General features: G+C 68.6%; 12 protein-coding genes. 4 read left to right on the forward strand and 8 right to left on the reverse strand.

All coding sequences use genetic code 11. The features are described 5' to 3' along the window. The first annotated feature begins 188 nt into the window (after positions 1-188). The 3 genes from CV1CTNOD_RS19850 to CV1CTNOD_RS19860 all read left to right on the forward strand — a co-directional run bounded on the left by CV1CTNOD_RS19850 (position 189) and on the right by CV1CTNOD_RS19860 (position 4,027). Entirely contained in the window at positions 189-1,007 is an 819-nt protein-coding gene (locus CV1CTNOD_RS19850; RefSeq protein WP_131768395.1) for a class I SAM-dependent methyltransferase, read from the forward strand. Next, complete coding sequence (locus tag CV1CTNOD_RS19855) at positions 1,004-2,632, forward strand: 1,4-alpha-glucan branching protein domain-containing protein (RefSeq protein ID WP_131787513.1); 1,629 nt, start codon at positions 1,004-1,006, stop codon at positions 2,630-2,632. The genes CV1CTNOD_RS19850 and CV1CTNOD_RS19855 overlap by 4 nt, the downstream gene beginning before the upstream one ends. Positions 2,633-2,971: 339 nt before the next feature. Further along, complete coding sequence (locus CV1CTNOD_RS19860) at positions 2,972-4,027, forward strand: endonuclease/exonuclease/phosphatase family protein (RefSeq protein ID WP_131787514.1); 1,056 nt, start codon at positions 2,972-2,974, stop codon at positions 4,025-4,027. A gap of 30 nt (positions 4,028-4,057) precedes the next feature. Here CV1CTNOD_RS19860 and CV1CTNOD_RS19865 read toward each other — a convergent pair whose 3' ends face one another. From CV1CTNOD_RS19865 to CV1CTNOD_RS19880, 4 genes are all read right to left on the reverse strand, one after another. Beyond that, a complete protein-coding gene (locus CV1CTNOD_RS19865; protein WP_131787515.1) occupies positions 4,058-5,092 on the reverse strand; it encodes a M48 family metallopeptidase in 1,035 nt (344 codons plus the stop codon). Positions 5,093-5,258: 166 nt separating this feature from the next. Continuing rightward, entirely contained in the window at positions 5,259-6,008 is a 750-nt protein-coding gene (locus CV1CTNOD_RS19870; RefSeq protein WP_131787516.1) for an acyltransferase, read from the reverse strand. Then, the gene (locus CV1CTNOD_RS19875; RefSeq protein ID WP_242606853.1) at positions 6,005-7,000 is read right to left on the reverse strand and encodes a class I SAM-dependent methyltransferase; all 996 of its coding nucleotides are present in this window, start codon (positions 6,998-7,000) and stop codon (positions 6,005-6,007) included. Before CV1CTNOD_RS19875 ends, CV1CTNOD_RS19870 begins: the two co-directional genes overlap by 4 nt. Positions 7,001-7,005: 5 nt before the next feature. Then, a complete protein-coding gene (locus CV1CTNOD_RS19880) occupies positions 7,006-7,782 on the reverse strand; it encodes an enoyl-CoA hydratase/isomerase family protein (protein ID WP_131787517.1) in 777 nt (258 codons plus the stop codon). Between the two features lie 328 nt (positions 7,783-8,110). On the opposite strand from CV1CTNOD_RS19880, the gene glgX reads away from it, so the two are divergent. Further along, entirely contained in the window at positions 8,111-10,411 is a 2,301-nt protein-coding gene (glgX, locus tag CV1CTNOD_RS19885) for a glycogen debranching protein GlgX (protein ID WP_431607145.1), read from the forward strand. Between the two features lie 184 nt (positions 10,412-10,595). Here the strand turns inward: glgX and glgP are convergent, their stop codons facing one another. The 4 genes from glgP to CV1CTNOD_RS19905 all read right to left on the reverse strand — a co-directional run bounded on the left by glgP (position 10,596) and on the right by CV1CTNOD_RS19905 (position 17,763). Further along, on the reverse strand, positions 10,596-13,154 hold the full coding sequence (gene glgP / locus CV1CTNOD_RS19890) for an alpha-glucan family phosphorylase (protein ID WP_131787518.1): 2,559 nt from the start codon (positions 13,152-13,154) through the stop codon (positions 10,596-10,598). Between the two features lie 103 nt (positions 13,155-13,257). Continuing rightward, the gene (gene acs, locus CV1CTNOD_RS19895) at positions 13,258-15,186 is read right to left on the reverse strand and encodes an acetate--CoA ligase (protein ID WP_242606858.1); all 1,929 of its coding nucleotides are present in this window, start codon (positions 15,184-15,186) and stop codon (positions 13,258-13,260) included. A gap of 278 nt (positions 15,187-15,464) precedes the next feature. Continuing rightward, positions 15,465-16,955 carry an MFS transporter gene (locus tag CV1CTNOD_RS19900; protein WP_242606854.1) on the reverse strand — a complete coding sequence of 497 codons (1,491 nt, stop codon included), beginning with the start codon at positions 16,953-16,955 and terminating at the stop codon, positions 15,465-15,467. Positions 16,956-17,142: 187 nt separating this feature from the next. Beyond that, positions 17,143-17,763, reverse strand: coding sequence for a TetR/AcrR family transcriptional regulator (locus CV1CTNOD_RS19905; RefSeq protein WP_242606855.1), 621 nt, complete (start codon positions 17,761-17,763; stop codon positions 17,143-17,145). Between the last annotated feature and the right edge of the window lie 128 nt (positions 17,764-17,891).

Consider the following 17,891-nt stretch of genomic DNA (forward strand, 5'->3'; position numbering starts at 1 on the left):
TATGTGACGGGCGGCCGGGCATGACAGTCCACTGGGGCGCCCGTCACTGCGGTTCCACCCGTCACCACAGCTCACCGGCACCCATCCGCACGCCGCCCTCCCCACCATGCGTCATATGAACCACACCTTCTGCTGTCCGTGGAGGGGTTCCGACACGTCGCGGTTACCAGTGCGTAAGGTCGGGTTTCATGGTCAGGCACGAGCCGGCGACAACGCCCCGCCGCACCGACGAGGTCACCCCCACGTCCGATGATCACAACACCCTGCTCGCGTGGGCGGTCTTCGGAGAACGGACCGTACCGGGAGTGTGGTTCGAGCGGTACTGGTTCAAACGGCACGAGGCGGCCTACGCCGCGTTCGCTCCGTTCACCACCGGCGCCGTGGTCGTCGAAGCGGGCTGCGGCGAGGGATACGGCGCGGCGCTGCTGGCGAAGTCCGCATCCCGGGTCATCGCGGTCGATACCGCCGCTGACGTCGTCGAACACGTCCGGCACACCTATCCCGGCACGACCCCCGTACGCGCCGATCTCCAGCGCCTGCCGTTCGCCGACGCCACCGCCGAGGTCATAGCGAACCTGCAGGTCATCGAACATCTCAACGACCAGGAGGCATTCCTGGCCGAGTGCGCCCGGGTGCTGCGCCCGGCCGGCACGCTCGTGCTGACGACCCCGAACCGGCTGACCTTCTCCCCGGGACGGGACACTCCCGCGAATCCATACCACACCCGGGAACTCGCTCCGGACGAGCTCGTCCCCCTCGTCGAGGAGCATTTCGTGGTCACCCGCCTGTGGGGTGTCTGGCACGCGCCGCGGCTACAGGCATGGGAGCGCAGGAACGGCGCGATCGTGGACGCCCAGCTCGCCCATCCCTACCCGCAGTGGTCCAGCGCGCTGGCCCAGCGGGTACGCAGCACCGACGTCGGCGACTTCGCCCTGCATCCCGACACTCCCGACACCCCGATCGCCTCCAGCCTCGACCTGGCCGTGGTCGCCTACCGCCGACCATGAACCAGCCGGCGCGAACACAGACCCCGGTGCCAGCCCCGGCGCAGACCCCGGCAGCAGCCCCGGCGCAGACCCCGGCGCAGACCCCGGCGCTGAGCTCGGCCGGAACCGCGGGCCGGGCCTCGGCCGAGCCGATCGGGACGTTCTGCCTCGTGCTGCACACCCACCTTCCGTGGGTCGCGCATGCCGGTGCGTGGCCGGTCGGCGAGGAATGGCTGTACCAGGCGTGGACCGGCGCGTACCTGCCCGTGGTCGACCTGCTCGAACGCCTCGCCGACACCGGCCGGCGCAATGTGCTGACCCTCGGCGTCACACCCGTGCTGGCCGCCATGGTGGACGACCCGTACTGCCTGTCCGGGCTGGCCGGATGGGTGGCGGACTGGCAGCTTCGGACGCAGGGGGCGCTGGTGGACGGCGTGCCCGGAGCGAGCTATGAAGGCGCGCTCGCCACCAGGGCCCTGCGGGCCGTCGAGGGTCGCTGGCGGCACGGGGCGTCACCGCTGCTGCGCCGGCTGGCCGACGCCGGCGTCATCGAACTGCTCGGAGGGCCGGCGTCCCATCCGGTGCTGCCGTTGCTGGACGATCGGGTCGTCCGGACGCAGCTCGACGCCGGCCTCGACGACGCGACCGTCCGGTTCGGCGCCCGGCTCCGCGGGATCTGGGCCCCCGAATGCGCCTACCGGCCGGGGCTGGAACAGCACTACGCCGACGCGGGCATCACCCACTTCGTGGTGGACGGCCCCACCGTCGGCGGCGAGACCGCCGGCGCCTACGACGTCGCGGGCAGCGGCGTGCTGGCGTTCCCTCGCGACCTCGGCGTCTCCTACGAGGTGTGGTCGCCCACGGCCGGCTATCCCGCGGGCGCGTGGTACCGCGACTTCCACACCTTCGACCACGGCAGCGGCCTGCGGGTGGCCAGGGTGACGTCCGTGGACACCCCACCCGAGCTCAAGGCACCGTATGAGGCCGTCGCCGCGCAGGAGGCCGCCGGTGCCGACGCGGCGCACTTCGTCGGTGTCGTCCGGCGGCGGCTGACCGAACTGGCCGAGGCCAGGGACGGCCGCCCGGCGCTCGTCGTGTGCGCCTTCGACACGGAGCTGTTCGGCCATCACTGGCATGAGGGACCGGCGTTCCTGGAAGCGGTCCTCGGGCTGCTGCCCGACGCCGGTGTACGGGTGACGACACTGTCACAGGCGGCCGCGGCCGGGCATGTCGAGGGCGTCCGCGACCTGCCGGCAGGCTCCTGGGGGCTGGGTAAGGACTTCCATGTCTGGACGGACGTGACCGACCTGACCAAGCTCGCGTCCGAGGTGAACGAACGGCTGGTCGAGGTCGTGGCCGCGGCCGCTCGCCCGAGCGAGCGCGACGACGTCCTCGACCAGATGGCGCGAGAGGCGTTCCTCACCGGTTCCAGCGACTGGGCATTCTGTGTCACCCACGACAGCGCCGCGAGCTACGCGAGGTCCCGGGCCTACACGCACGCCGGGCGTTTCGACGCGCTGGCCGACGCGGTCCATGGCGGTGACCGGCTCGGGGCCGCCAAACTCGCCCGCCACTACCGCACCCTGGACTACCCGTTCCCGGCCCTGGACGCACGCCGGATCACCCGAGCGCAGGAGGCGCCCTGAAGTGCCGGTCAGGTGACCATGCGCGGCTTGGCGAACGGTGGCATGCGTCGATGAGTGCTGGCCACTGGAGGAGATCGGCGCGAGTTTGTCGATGTGCACGCTTATGTTGCCGAAAAGCGTACACAGCAACAAACCCATTTGGATCACAGCCCGTACGGATGGTTGCGGACGGGTCCCGCCCCGGGCCCGGACGACGGTCCGCGCCACCGCCGGTCGCCTGGCGCGTCATGCGTGGCCGGTCATCGCCGAAGAGGTGATCGGTGTGTGCTTGGCCGCACTGTCGGATCCACGTCCGCCCCTGCCGCTTCCCACGGTCATCCCCAGCGGCAATCTGTTGTCATGACCCCGCATCCGGACGCCGGTTCCGACATGCCCGTATTCCCCGGCGAGTCGAAGGGGCCGAGGGCCGACAAACGCGGCACCGCCGTGATACCGCCACGGACACCGGCGATTTTTCTTGCCTGGGTGGTCGTAGGCACGCTCACAGTCATCACCCTGGGCCGGCTGCTCCATCTGGACGACGCGCTGAGCTGGCCGTACTCGGGGATCAACGCGTTCACCCCGGTCGAGTACCTGCCCGCCTACATGGCGCTGGCCGTTGCTTTTGCGCTGCGACGCAACCGGCTGCTGGTCGCTTCGCTGCTGGCTGTCATCGCCCATCTGGCCTTCACCGTGCCCGAGCTGTGGCCGGGAAAGCCCGAGGCCATCCCCGTCGGCGCGGCAAAGGTGCGGATCATGACGTCCAACTTGCTGTACACCAACGACAACGCCGGGCGGCTCGGCGCCCAGATCAACACCACCCGGCCCGACATCGTCGTGCTGGAGGAGGCCACCCCGCTCACCCTGGAGGCGGTCGAGAAGTCCGGCGCGCTGGCCGGCTACACCTACCGGGAGGTGCATGCCCGGCTGGACCCGTTCGGGGTGGCGGTGTTCTCCCGGTTCCCGCTCGTCCAGGCGGAGATACCGCTGGTCGCCGACCTGCCGTCCCTGCGCGTGACGGTCCAGATGGACGCCGCGCACCAGTTCAGGCTCTTCGCCGTCCACACGGTGTCACCGACGAACGGCGAGTACGCCCCGCGGTGGCGGCGGCAGCTGGACACCCTGCGGGCGGAGGCCGCCCTCACCCCCATGCCGGTGGTGCTCGCCGGTGACTTCAACGCCACCCGCGACCACCGGCCGTTCGGGCGCCTGCTCGACGAGCACCTGCGGGACGCCCACGACGTGGCCGCAGCCGGCTGGGCACCCACATGGAACGCCAACCACCTGCTCCTGCCCCCGCTGCTGCGGATCGACCACGTGCTGGCGTCACCGCAGTTCGCCGTCACCGGCTACCAGGTGGGCACCGAGATCGGCAGCGACCACAAACCGCTCGTGGTCGACCTCGCCATGCGCTGAACCACTATGCCTCCGGTACGCCTCCGGGGATCATCCGGTGGCCGTCCAGACGGTGAGGCCGGTGCCGCAGGTCGCGCAGAAGTTCTCGGTCGGACGCGGCGGCGTCGCGCAGGTCAGGCAGTGCCGGCTGCCGGCCCGCACGGCGTAGATGCCCTCGAGGATCTTTCGGGGTTCGTCCTCGTGCAGCCACTCGTCGAAGTAGCGGGCACGCTCGACCGCGAGCGGGTGGGATCCGGCGGTCCGGATCCGCAGCCGGTGGAACCGGGCGAGTTTGCTCTCCTCTGCCATGTCGTCCAGCAACCGGGCCTGCTCGAGAAAGGCGTCGGGATTCATCTGCTCCAGCCAGCGGGTCGCGCCGCCGGCAAGCTTCATCATCATCCGGACGCACGGGCCGGGATCCTGGACGGCGAGCATCGCCGCCCGGTCAGCGGTCAGCTCCGCCTTGCGTGCCCAGGCCGCCAGGCCCGCTCCCAGCCCGAAGGCCGCGACGTTACCGACGACGGCACCCGCCTTGCGGGCGACGCCCGCGCCCATGGCGCCGCCGACGATCCTGGCCATCGTCCCGTAGAGGACATGGCCGCATTTGACATGGCCGAGTTCGTGCGCGATCACGGCCAGGAGTTCGTCGGTGTCCATGATGTCGAGCAGATCAGTGAACAGCACCACGTAGGGACGGGTGTGCCCGGACGTGTAGGCGTCGACCGGCCCACGCCGGACGTAGAGTTCGGGCTCCGGGACGTCCAGAATCGCGCACGCCTCGCGCAGAATCGCATAGATCGCCGGGAGCTGGCGTGGCCCGACTTTCACGCTGGACGCTGTGTTCTCCACGTAGTGGACGCGTTCCACGCCCCATTCGATGTATTTAGCCACGACCCGGTCGAACCCGGGAATCCGTTGCAGCGTACGGGTGGCCCGCCGGTCGAGAGGATGCCGAAAGGCGTCGGGGTCGAGTCCCGGTAGCCGGACACGCCCACCTCTTTCCGGCCGGTCGGCAACCTGTCGACTCTTTTCAGTAAAATCCACCGGCAGCTTTCGGATGTTTACAACGTCGTCGGCTTCGGTCATCCCCAACCTCTCGAGACAGCCGCCCAGGTCGCATTGTCGGTCGCATTGTCGATCGAAGCGGGACGTCAGACGACATAGTAGAGCGCCTCCGCGGAGCGCGAAAGCCCCACCCCCGGAGGTGATGAAGTCGACTTTCCGACATCGGGTCGACGACTCCCGGAACAGATCATTTCTGGCGGGAACGTCCGGCTCCGGCGCGGGCGGCGATGACCGGGGCGGCAGCCGCGGCCGTCTTGCGGGCGATGTCGGCCAGCGCTGCCCGCTTCGCCTCGGCGGCCTGGTAACCCTCCACCCGGTTACGCATGACGCGGGCGGGCATACCGACCGCGACCGACATCGGTGCGATGTCGGTGTTCACCACGGCGCCCGCGGCGATCACCGACCCCGAGCCGATGCGGCTCCCGCGCAACACGGTGACCTTGGTACCGATCCACACGTCGGCTCCGATCCGCACCGGGGACTTCGCGAGGCCCTGGTCCTTGATGGGCACGTGGATGTCACTGAACACATGGTCGAAATCGATGATGTACACATCATCCGCAATCAGGGATTTCGCACCGATTTCGACGTCGAGATAACAGTTGACGGTGTTGTTACGCCCGAGGACGCATTTGTCACCGATACGCAGGTTCCCCTCGTGGCAGCGGATCCGGCTGTTGTCACCGAGATGCACCCACCGACCCAGCACGATTCTCCCGTAACCAGGACGGCCCTCGATACCCACGTTCTTACCGAGAAAAACGAAACCCTCGGTCACCACCTGTGGATACCGCAGCCGAAACACCACGAACCGCCAGTACCGGCGCAGATGGAAAGGCGTCCAGGCGCGGTGGCGGACGATCCACCGCGCGGACGCGAACGTGAGGAAACGTCCCTGCCGCGGATCCCGATTCGCCCGCCCACCGAATATTCTCACGGCCGAGCTTCCGGCGCTCGGACACCGGTGACGAGCGCATTGTAGAAAAGACCCGCGGGCACCACCCGGGAGGCGTACCGGGCGTCGAAGGCGGCCAGGCGCTGCCACGTCCGATAGACACCCATCCGGTAGCCGAAGCTGAGCTTCGACTCGGCGACGGCGCATTCGAAGGTACGCACCGGCCAGCCGAACCAGGCCGCGGTGAGTTCCTCCGTACGCACCTTCACCTCGACCGCACCGGCCCGCCGGGCCATCCCGGCCAGCTCCGCCGGCACAAAGGTGTGCAGGTCCACCACGGACTCCAGCGCGTGGGCAGCGGAACTGGCCACGAGCTCGCCGGCCGGCCGAGCCCAGTCCCGCAGCATCGGCAGCCTGGTCACCCGGGTGGTCGCCCACCAGGTCGCCCGCGACAACCGGCGGGCTACCACGTCGCCGTACCTGGTCGGCTCCCCCGCGAACACGAACCGCCCCCCCGGTCGCAACACCCGCAGCACCTCCCGCAACGCCAGCTCGACATCCGGGATGTGGTGCAGGACGGCATGCCCCACCACCAGGTCGAAACTCGCGTCCGGGTACGGGACGGACTCGGCGTCGGCGACCCGGCCCGCCACGGTCAGACCCAGGCTCGCGGCGTTGCGGGTGGCGGTGGTGACCATGCGGGGGCTGATGTCGCTGACATGCGCTCCTTCGCGGGCCACCACCCCTGCCTGCACCAGGTTGAGCAGGAAGAACCCGGTCCCCGCACCAATCTCGAGAGCGCTCGGATAGGGCCAGCCGGTGGTCCCGGCAATGGTGACGAACCTGTCCCGGGCGTAGTCGATGCAGCGGTCGTCGAACGAGATCGACCACTTGTCGTCATAGGAGTCGGCTTCGGCGTCGTGATAGATGATATTCGCCTGTTTGGGATCGTCCCACGCCGCCTGGATGACGGACGCCGACGGTCCGCCTGCCTCGCGTGTCTGACCTGTCCCGTCCGTCTGACCTGCGTCCATGGTGTTCAGCGACCGACGAAATCAGCCTTGCCAGGGCCGCGCTCGAGGAAGGACTCCATGCCGATGCGCTGGTCCTGTGTTCCGAACAGCCCGGTGAATATCGCCGTCTCCAACCGCAGTCCTTCCGAGAGCCCACCGGACAGACCGTCGTCGATCGCCCTCTTGGCCGCCCGCAGCGCAACCGCCGGCCCGTCGACGAACCGGCCGGCAAGACTGCGCGCCTCGGTGTAGACGTCGTCGGGGGCGACCACCCGGTCGGCAAGACCGATCTCCTTCGCCTCGGCAGCACGCACCTGACGACCGGTGAAGACCAGGTCTTTGGCCTTCGCCGCCCCGATCAGCCGTGGCAGCCGCTGCGTCCCGCCCGCACCCGGGATGATGCCGAGCAGGATCTCGGGCAGCCCCACCTTGACGTTGTCCCCGAAGACCCGGAAGTCGGCGCACAGGGCAAGCTCCAGGCCACCGCCGAGGGCGTAGCCGGTCACCGCGGCCACCACGGGCTTCGGGATACGGGCCAGCTCCTCGAACGTGGTGGTGAGATCGCTCACCCACGCCAGGATCTCCGCGTGGCCCATCGGAGCCATCTCCTTGACGTCGGCTCCGGCCGCGAACACCTTCGGACCACCGTAGATGACGACCGCCCGCACGTCCGTCCGCGCTGTTGCCTCACCCGCTGCCGCGCGCAGCTCGCCGGTGACCTGACTGTCGATGACGTTCATCGGGGGCCGATCCAACCTGATCGTGCCAATACCGTTGTCGACGTCGAACTGCACGACCGCCACCGACCGACCTCCTCGATCATTTGCAGCTTCCGGTGGCGCACAGCACGCCGTTGCACCACCTTGGCCGGCTGTCATCCACTGGCACGTATGCCGGGCCTCTGACGCCCCGGCTGCGCTCCTGATTAAGGGAGCCTAAGCCCTGACGACTCGATCTTCATCGGATACGTGGCGATTACGTTCCCGGCACCTTTCGGCGACCGTGACACTTTCGATGATCACGGCACCATTCGCCTGCCCGCCATCCGTCCGTCCGTCCGCGGGCGGTGGTAATCGGACGGCGGTAACCGTAACCGAGCGACGGTAACATGCTGCAGCTACCGTCACGGAGGTGACGACACCGCCCCGCGTTCACGGCAATACGGATCAGTCCGGCATCGGCCAGTCCGACGTCGATCGGCTCGGCCGCGTGCTGTCCGGGTCACCCGAACCGCTGGGGGTCCACTGGGACGGGTCAGGTGTGAACGTCGCGGTGGCGGCCCCGAACGCGGACGCGGTCGAGATCTGCCTGTTCGACGCCCGGGGCCGGGAGAACCGCTACCGGCTGCCCGAACGTGATGGTGGGGTCTGGCACGGTTACCTGCTCGGGGTCGGGCCGGGACAGCGTTACGGGCTGCGGGCGCATGGGCCCTACGCCCCCGAACGCGGCCTGCGTTACAACCCGGCCAAGCTTCTCGTCGACCCCTACGCACGGATGCTGACCGGCGCCCTTGTGCCGCATCCCGCGATCTGCGGTTTCGACGAGACCGACCCGTACCCGGCAGGTTCCGACGGACATGATTCCGTGCCCTTCGTCCCGACGTGCGTGGTGATCGACGGCCGTCACAGCCCGACCGGGGAACGCCCAGGCATTCCCTGGCCCGAGACGGTCATCTACGAGCTGCACGTGAAGGGCTTCACCCGGACGCACCCGGACGTCCCGCCCGTACAGCGCGGCACCTACGCGGGCCTGGCCCACCCGGCGGTCATCGAGCACCTGCGGACGCTCGGCGTCACCGCGGTGGAGCTGCTTCCGGTCCATGCGCACGTCTCCGAACCGGCACTGTCCCAGCGCGGCCTGTCCAACTACTGGGGTTACAACACCGTGGGCTTCTTCGCGCCGCATCCGGGCTACGCGGCCACTGACAACCCGGTGGCCGAGTTCCGGGCGATGGTGGGCGCGTTACACGCGGCCGGTATAGAGGTCATTCTCGACGTGGTGTTCAACCACACCGCCGAAGGCAGCGAAGGCGGCCCGACTCTGTCGCTGCGCGGGTTGGACAACACGACCTACTACCGGGTGGAGCCGAGCGACCCACGTCGCTACTGGGACGTAACCGGCTGCGGCAACACGCTGAACACGTCCTCCCCTCACGTAGTGAAGTTGATTATGGACTCCCTGCGCTACTGGGTCACCGAGATGGGTGTGGACGGATACCGGTTCGACCTGGCGACCGCGCTCGCGCGCAACCCCGACGGATTCGACCCGACGGCACCGCTGCTGGCCGCCATCCACGCCGACCCGCTGCTGTCCACCGTCAAGCTCATCGCCGAGCCATGGGACGTCGGCTGGGGCGGTTACCAGGTGGGCGCGTTCCCGGCGCCGTGGGCGGAATGGAACGGCCGTTACCGGGACACCGTCCGCGCGGCATGGACGTACAGCGCGTCCACGGTGGCCGATCTGGGCTACCGGATCACCGGATCGAGTGATCTGTACCACCATTCGGGCCGCCGGCCGTGGGCGTCGGTGAACTTCGTGACCGCGCACGACGGCTTCACCCTCGCCGACCTCGTCTCCTACGAGAACAAGCACAACGAGGCCAACGGCGAGGGCAATCGCGACGGCGACGACCACAGCAACTCGACGAACTGCGGGGTGGAAGGCCCAAGCGACGATCCGCACGTGCTGGCCTGCCGGCGGCTCGTCCGCCGCGCGCTGCTGGCGACCCTGCTGCTGTCGGCGGGGGTACCGATGCTGCTCGCCGGGGACGAGTTCGGTCGTTCACAGGACGGCAACAACAACGCCTACTGCCAGGACAACGCCACCTCGTGGCTGCACTGGCCCACGCGTATCACCCGTGCGCCCGACGACGGCGTCCCCACGGCCGGCCCGGCGCCCTCGGCCGACCCTGCCTCGGTCGACCCCGCGGGCGGCCCCACTACGGTCGACCCTGCCGGGAACGACCCGATGCTGCTGCCGCTGGTGAGCGGTCTGGTCGCCCTGCGGCGCCGGTCCCCGGCATTGTGCCGGCAGACGTTCTTCCACGGCGGCCCCTCAAGCGTCGAGGAACCCGCGGACATCACCTGGTTCCGCACGGACGGCGTGGTCATGTCGGACACGGACTGGAACTCCCCACTGGTCCGCACGGTCGTCGCGCACCTTTCCGGGACGGCCCTGGGCTGGTACGCACCGGACGGCGCCACGGTCACCGGCGACAGCTTCCTGCTCGTCCTGCATCCGGATACCCGCCCGGTGACCATCGTCCTGCCGGGCCAACCGTGGGCGGCCACCTACGCGTTGCTGCTCGACACCAGCGCGGAGGATCTCGCCGGCTTCCCCGGCACCCTCGACACCCCATTGCGGATCACCCACGCCGGCCAGGAACTGCACGTCGCCGGCCGCGCCGTCCTCCTCTTCCGCACCACAGGATGATCACACATCGTCGACAAACATAATAATCGATCTTGAAATTAGCATGTTTGTCGAATCGTTGGCATGTTCCGCGGGGCACAACGCGCAAGCAGAGAGTCCAGAGGAACGCAGCGGGCGGGCGGGCGGACGAGCGGGCCGGCATGACCACGCCGGCCCGCTCGCCGACCCCGCTGGGCGGAATCGTTCAATCGGGATTCGCCACCAGGCCGAGCTCCGCCGGTGAGGCGATCAGGCGGTGCCGCGGCAGCACCCGGACGGTGTAGCCGAAGGCCCCCGTCCGTCGCAACGGGATGGTGCCCTCGAAGCGCAGGCCACCGCCCTCGCCGGCGCCGACGTGGGCAAGCGGCAGGGTGGACGGGCCCAGCAGCCGGTCGGCCTCGTCGATCCGGCCGTAGGACGCCTGGACCTCCACGTCGGCCAGGTCCAGGCCACCGAGTTCGACCGTGGCCCGTACCACCAGGGACTGGCCCACCTGAGGAGTGTCACCGAGACCGGCCGAGTCGACGTTGAGCACCCGGACACCGGGCCAGGCCGCCCGGACCCGGTCCTTCCACGCCGCCAGGTCCCGGGCCCCGCGCGCGGTGTCCGCCGAGGCTGTCCGCGCCGAGGCGCAGGCGGGGATGTAGTAGCGCTCGACGTACTCGCGCACCATCCGGGTGGCGAGCACCTGCGGCCCGAGGGTTGACAGGGTGTGCTTGACCATCGACGTCCAGTGGCGTGGGGGCGCACCCGCACCGGCGACGTCGTAGAAGCGCGTGGTGACCGTGTTCTCCAGCAGGTCGTACAAGGCGGCCGACTCGAGGTCGTCGCGACGGTCGGGGTCCTCCACACCGTCCGCGGTGGGGATCGCCCAGCCGTTCTGGCCGTCGAACATCTCGTCCCACCAGCCGTCCCGGATGGACAGGTTGAGACAGCCGTTGAGCGCGGCCTTCATCCCCGACGTACCGCACGCCTCCAGCGGGCGCAGCGGGTTGTTCAGCCACACGTCCGATCCGGAGTAGAGGAAGCGCGCCATGCCGATGTCGTAGTCCGGTAGGAAGACGATGCGGTGGCGGACCTCGGGGGCGTCGGAGAACTGCACGATCTGCTGGACGAGCTGCTTGCCGCCGTCGTCGGCCGGGTGCGCCTTGCCAGCGATGACCATCTGGATCGGACGCTGGGGGTGCAGCAGCAGCCGGGTCAGCCGTTCGGGGTCACGCAGCATCAGGGTAAGCCGCTTGTAGGAGGGAACCCGGCGGGCGAACCCTATCGTGAGGATGCCCGGGTCGAACACGCCGTCGACCCAGTCCAGCTCACCGGGAGCGGCACCGCGCTGCAGCCAGGACGCCCGCAGCCGGCGGCGGACCTCGGCCACAAGGCGTTCACGCAGCTCGCGGCGGGTCGCCCAGATCGCCTCGTCGGACACTCGGGCGATCTTCGTGAACCCCTCGCCCCCGTCGTCGAGGGGGGACGGACCGAGCTCCCGGTCAGCCAGTTCGATCACGTTCCGGGACACCCAGGTAGCCGCATGAACACCGTTCGTGACTGATCCGATCGCGACCTCCTCCGGGTCGAACCCCGACCACAGACCCGCGAACATCTCGCGGCTGACGATCCCGTGGAGCTTGCTGACCCCGTTGGACCGCTGGGCCAGCCGAAGACCCATATGAGCCATGTTGAAGACGTTCGGGTCGGACTCGGCGCCGAGTTCCAGCACCCGCTCGACGGGCACGCCGGGCCAGACGTTGTCCGCGCCGAAGTGACGGGCCACCAGATCCCTGGGAAACCGGTCGATCCCGGCCGGTACCGGGGTGTGGGTGGTGAACAGCGTCCCGGCCCGGGTCGCCTCCAACGCCTCGTCGAAGCTCAGGCCGGTAGCTGTCAGCTCCCGGATGCGCTCCAGACCGAGGAAACCGGCGTGGCCCTCGTTGGTGTGGAACACCTCCGGCGCCGGGGCGCCGGAAACCGCCGAGTAGGCACGCAGCGCCCGGACCCCGCCGATACCCAGCAGCATCTCCTGCAGCAGGCGATGGTCCGTGCCACCGCCGTAGAGCCGGTCGGTCACGCCCCGCTCGGCCGGCTGGTTGTCCTCGACGTCGGAGTCGAGCAGGAGCAGCGGCACCCGCCCGACCTGCGCCTTCCAGATCTGTGCGTGCAGGGTGTGCCCGTCGGGAAGCCCGAGGGTGATCTTCACGGGCTCGCCGGAGGCGTCGGTGAGCTGGGTCAGCGGCAGACCGTGTGGGTCGATGCCGGGGTAGCGTTCCTGCTGCCAGCCGTCGCGGGACAGCGACTGGACGAAGTAACCGGCCCGGTAGAGCAGTCCCACCCCCACGATCGGCACACCCAGGTCACTGGCGGTCTTGAGATGATCGCCGGCGAGGATGCCGAGCCCGCCGGAGTACTGCGGCAGCACCTCGGTGATGCCGAACTCCGGCGAGAAGTAGGCGATCGCGCGCGGGCCGTCGGACAGCGACTGGTACCAGCGTGGCGCGGTCAGATATTCATGCAGGTCGTCGGCGGCGTCGCCGAGACGGCGGACAAAGCGGCGGTCGGCTGCGAGGCTCTCGAGGCGCTCATGGTCGACCGCGCCGAGAAGGCGCACCGGATCCCCCTTGCAGGTGCGCCACAGCTCGGGATCGACGGACTCGAAGAGATCCAGCGTCTCCGGGTGCCACGACCAGCGAAGATTGAGGACAAGCTCGCCGAGCGGGTGAAGCTGCTCGGGAAGCTGCGCGCGGACGGTGAAGCGTCGAAGGGCTCTCACGAAATGGTCAGCCTAGACAGCTCGAACGGGCCCTTCCCACCCGGGGCTTGGGATCGCAGGACAGCGATCCGGCCGGGACCCGGCCTCAACGATCATCGAACCGTCATTCGTCCGGGTCGGATTCGACGATCTTGTGTGCCAGAACAGCCATCACGCTCGGATCCCGCAGCGTCGTGACGTCACCGAGCGCGCGCCCCTCGGCGATGTCACGCAGCAACCGCCTCATGATTTTCCCGGACCGTGTCTTGGGCAGATCGTCCGCCCAGATCACCCGCTTGGGACGGGCGAGCTTGCCGATTCGCGTGGCGACGTGCTCGCGCAGCTCGGCGACCGTGGCGTCGTCACCGACACGGTCCCCGGTAAGCGTCACAAAGGCCACGATGGCCTGGCCGGTCTGCTCGTCGGACTGGGCGACGACCGCCGCCTCCGCTACCGCCTCGTGCGCGACGATCGCCGACTCGACCTCGGCGGTCGACAGGCGGTGCCCCGACACGTTGATCACGTCGTCGATCCGGCCGATGATCCAGAAGTAGCCGTCGGCGTCCAGTCTGGCGGCGTCACCGACGACGTACACGTTCGGACCGAACCGGGAGAAGTACGTCTGCACGAACCGCTCGTCGTCCCGGTAGAGGGTGCGCAGCATGGACGGCCACGGCTTGGTGATCACCAGGATGCCGGTGCCCTCGGTGAGGGGCTCTCCGTCCTCGGACACCAGCGCGGGGAAGATCCCCGGCAGTGGGGTGGTGGCCGAACCCGGCTTGGTCGACGTCACGCCCGGCACTGGCGAGATCATGATCGCACCGGTCTCGGTCTGCCACCAGGTGTCGACGATGGGGCAGCGGCCACCGCCGATGACCTTGTGATACCACAGCCACGCCTTGGGATTGATCGGTTCACCCACCGTGCCGAGCAGCCGCAGCGAGGACAGATCATGCCGACCCGGGTACTGCGGACCCCACTTGATGCAGGTGCGGATGGCGGTCGGAGCGGTGTAGAAAATCGTGACCTTGAACTCTTCGACGATCTTCCACCAGATGTCCCGGTCGGGATAGTCCGGGGCGCCTTCGAACATCACGCTGGTCGCGCCGTTGGAAAGCGGCCCGTAGACGATGTAGGAGTGGCCGGTGATCCAGCCGACGTCCGCCGAACACCAGTAGACGTCGGACGAGGGATCAAGGTCGAAGACCAGCCGGTGGGTGTACGTCGCCCCGGTCAGGTACCCCCCGGTCGTGTGCAGGATGCCCTTGGGCTTGGCCGTGGAACCGGAGCTGTACAGGATGAACAGCGGATGCTCGGCGTCCAGCGGCTCGGGCGGGCACACCGGGTCGGCCTGCTCGCACAGCTCGTGGTACCAGACGTCCCGGCCTTCCAACATCGGCGCCGCAACCCCGGTGGACCGGACCACCACGATGCGCTCAAGGGTCTTCAGATCGCCCAGTTCCGCGTCCACGGCCTCCTTGACCGCGGCGGTGCGGCCCTTGCGCCGGGCGCCGTCCACAGTGATCAGCACCTTGGCGTCGGAGACCTCCATCCGCTCCCGCACGGCGGACGGGGCGAAGCCGCCGAAGACGACGTTGTGCACCGCGCCGATCCGGGCGCAGGCCAGCATGGCCACCGCGACCTCGGGAATCATCGGAAGGAAGATCCCCACGACGTCGCCCTTGCCGACCCCCAGCCCCTTGAGCCCGTTGGCCAGCCGCTGCGTCTCGGCCAGCAGATCGGAGTAGGTCAGCGAGCGGCGCTCGCCTTCCTCGCCGACCCAGTGAAAGGCCACCTTGTCCCCGCGGCCCGCGGCCACATGCCGGTCCAGGCAGTTCGCCGAGACGTTGAGCCGACCATCGGTGAACCAGCGGAAAAACGGCGGGTTCTCGTCGTCCAGCACGGTCGTGAACGGCGTGTCCCAGTCCAGCAGGGTACGGGCCTTCTCCGCCCAGAAAGCCACCGGATCGGCGGCCGCCGAAGCGGCGTCGGAGGCGTGGAACCAGCGGGGGACGAAATCGGCCGGCGGATCGAACCGGTCCACCGCCAGCATCCGCTCAAGCTCGTGTTCCAGGCCGACGTCATCGGTACCGGCAATGTCCGTACCGGCAATGCCTGTACCGGCAGCGTCGAGACCAGTGCCGTCCGCCGTGCTGGTCACATGCCCTCCTAATGATCCAGGGGCGGTGTCCGGCAGCGCGGAAAGAACATGATCGCGCCGCCTTTGCCCCTCCAGGACCGATGCCATCTCGTCCGCATGGGTGTATCACGAAGTGCAGGCCACATACAGCGTTCAGTGTCCCGGCACTTTCCGGACGGCAGGCCTGCCCGCTACCCGGCGTGAACCGGCACCCCGTCGGTGGGCACCTCGTCCCTGCCGGCCCGGAGCAGGACGACGATCACTACAAATGCAACGAAAAGTATTATCGCACTCCAGGCGAACGCGGTCGTGTAGCCGGAGATCAACGCCTGGGCCTGGCTGGCCGGGCCGGCGTCGTGATCGGCGACGTAACTCGTCACCGCGGTGGCGAAAACCGTGTTGAGCAGCGCCGTACCCAGCGATCCACCAACCTGCTGGGTGGTGTTGACCAGGGCGCTGGCAACACCTGCGTCGTGGGACTCGACACCGATCAGCGCGGTGCTCGCCAGCGGGACGAACACCAGCCCCATCCCGACACTCATAAGCACCTCGGCGGGCAGAACGTGGCTGGCATAACCGGTGTCGAGCCCGATCCGGATCAGCAGGAGCATGCCGCCTGTGGTCAACAGGCTTCCGGAAGCCATCAGAATCTTCGGACCGGTGCGTGGCAGGAGCTGGCTGGCGACCCCGGCCGACACGATGATGCCGGCGCTGAAGGGCAGGAAGGCGAATCCCGTTCGCAGTGCGCTGTACCCGAGGCTGGCCTGGAAGTAGTAGGTGAGGAACAGGAACATGGCGAACAGGCCGGCGCCGATGAGCAGTGACGACAGGTAGGAGGCACCGCGGTTGCGTTCCAGGGGAACGCGCAGCGGGAGCAGCGGTGCCGCACTGCGGATCTCGATGACGACGAATGCGACGAGCAGTGCCACGGCGGTCGCGAGGAACCCGAGCGTGACACTCGCGCTCCAGCCGTCCTCCGCAGCCTTGGTGAAACCGTAGACCAGCAGGACGAGTCCGGCGGTGACGGCGACCACGCCCGGGATGTCGTACCTGGTGTGTCCCGCTGCCTTGCTCTCCCGCACGATCGGCAGGGCCGCCGCGGCGGCGATCAGCGCGATCGGGACGTTGACCAGCAGGCACCAGCGCCAGGAGGTGAATTCCGTGAGCAGGCCGCCGACGATGAGCCCGATCGCGGCGCCACCGCCGGAGATCGCACCGTAGACGCCGAACGCGCGGGCGCGCTCCTTGCTCTCGGTGAACGTCACCGTGACCAGGGAGAGCGAAGCCGGTGCGAGCACCGCTGCGAACACTCCCTGCAACGCACGGGCGGCGAACAGAAGGCCGGCGTTGGGCGCGGCACCGCCGAGCGCGGAGGCCACGGCAAAGCCCAGCAGACCGCCCACAAAGGCGCGCTTGCGCCCGGCGAAGTCGGCGATCCGGCCGCCGAGCAGCAACAGGCCGCCGAACGCCAGCGTGTACGCGGTGATGACCCACTGCCGGTCGGCCGTGGAGATGTGCAGGTCGGCCTGGGCATGCGGTAAGGCGATGTTCACGATGGACGCGTCGAGCACAACCATCAGCTGCGCGACGGCAATGATGCCAAGCGCCAACCAGCGGCGGGGATCAGGCCCCTCCGGCTCCACGCCGACGCCGTGCGGCACATGTTCGGTAGTCGTTGTCACGGCTGCTCCTTGACCGGCCAGGCCGGAATACGGGGAGGAGGTTATGCCTCAGGACATACGGCGACGTGGGACGCGACAGGGGCAGCGGCGTCGACTGGAAGGCCAAAGGCGGCGCGATGATGTTTCTTTCGCGCTGCCGGAGGCCGAAACCTCCGGGATACCGATAGATAGGTTAAAAACAGATCGATCATGTTCCTGTCGTGCCGCCGGAGCGTCGGAGATCCCAGGGAGCATCAGTAGCCGATGTCATCAGTGGCAGCAGGATGTCGTCGACCATGTGTTGGATGAATGCGTCGTCCAGGGCTTCGCCGGTGATCAGCAGCCGGGAGAAGATCATCGCGGGAGCCAGCTCGTTGAAGACGTCGGCAGCCGTCGGCGAGCATGGTTCGCCCCGGTCGAAGGCCCGTTGCACGATGAGGGCGGCGATGCCACGCCCATCCTCGATCATCTGGGCCCGCAGTGCCGCCGCCAGGGCCACGGACTCGCGCATGGCCAGTACGACGCCGGCCATCAGGGCGGCACCGCCTTCGGACAGGCGCTTGACCTTCTGGCGGATGATGCCGACCAGGTCGCCGCGCAGATTCCCGGTATCCACGCAGACGATGTCGTCGACTGCCTGGCGACGGATCGCCTCGACGACGAGTTCATCCTTGCCCGCCCACCGCCGGTAGATCGTCGCTTTGCTCGCCCGCGCCCGGGCCGCCACGGCAACCATGCTCATGCGCTCGTAACCGACCTCGGTGAGCAGTTCGAGAGCCGCGTGCAGGATGGCCTGCTCACGTGCGTCATCCCGAGGGCGCCCACGCACAGCGCCGTCCAAGGACGTCGAAACCATCAAAGTCGTGGCCTCCCTCCCGCCGCCGGCCATCTTCCAAAACAGTACCGTACTGTACCCGAATTAGACCAAGAGCGACCGGCGACAACGGGACGAGGCAT

Origin of the sequence: Protofrankia symbiont of Coriaria ruscifolia (assembly GCF_900634745.1) — a bacterium.
GTDB lineage: Bacteria > Actinomycetota > Actinomycetes > Frankiales > Frankiaceae > Protofrankia > Protofrankia californiensis.

What these genes read in the sequence shown, in the direction of transcription:
- acs (WP_242606858.1), bottom strand. Translation starts at nt 15,186, where the DNA reads ATGCTGGCGGTGGACCGGTTCGATCCGCCGGCCGATTTCGTCCCCCGC.
- CV1CTNOD_RS19875 (WP_242606853.1), bottom strand. Translation starts at nt 7,000, where the DNA reads ATGGACGCAGGTCAGACGGACGGGACAGGTCAGACACGCGAGGCAGGC.
- CV1CTNOD_RS19865 (WP_131787515.1), bottom strand. Translation starts at nt 5,092, where the DNA reads ATGACCGAAGCCGACGACGTTGTAAACATCCGAAAGCTGCCGGTGGAT.
- CV1CTNOD_RS19850 (WP_131768395.1), top strand. Translation starts at nt 189, where the DNA reads ATGGTCAGGCACGAGCCGGCGACAACGCCCCGCCGCACCGACGAGGTC.
- CV1CTNOD_RS19855 (WP_131787513.1), top strand. Translation starts at nt 1,004, where the DNA reads ATGAACCAGCCGGCGCGAACACAGACCCCGGTGCCAGCCCCGGCGCAG.
- CV1CTNOD_RS19860 (WP_131787514.1), top strand. Translation starts at nt 2,972, where the DNA reads ATGACCCCGCATCCGGACGCCGGTTCCGACATGCCCGTATTCCCCGGC.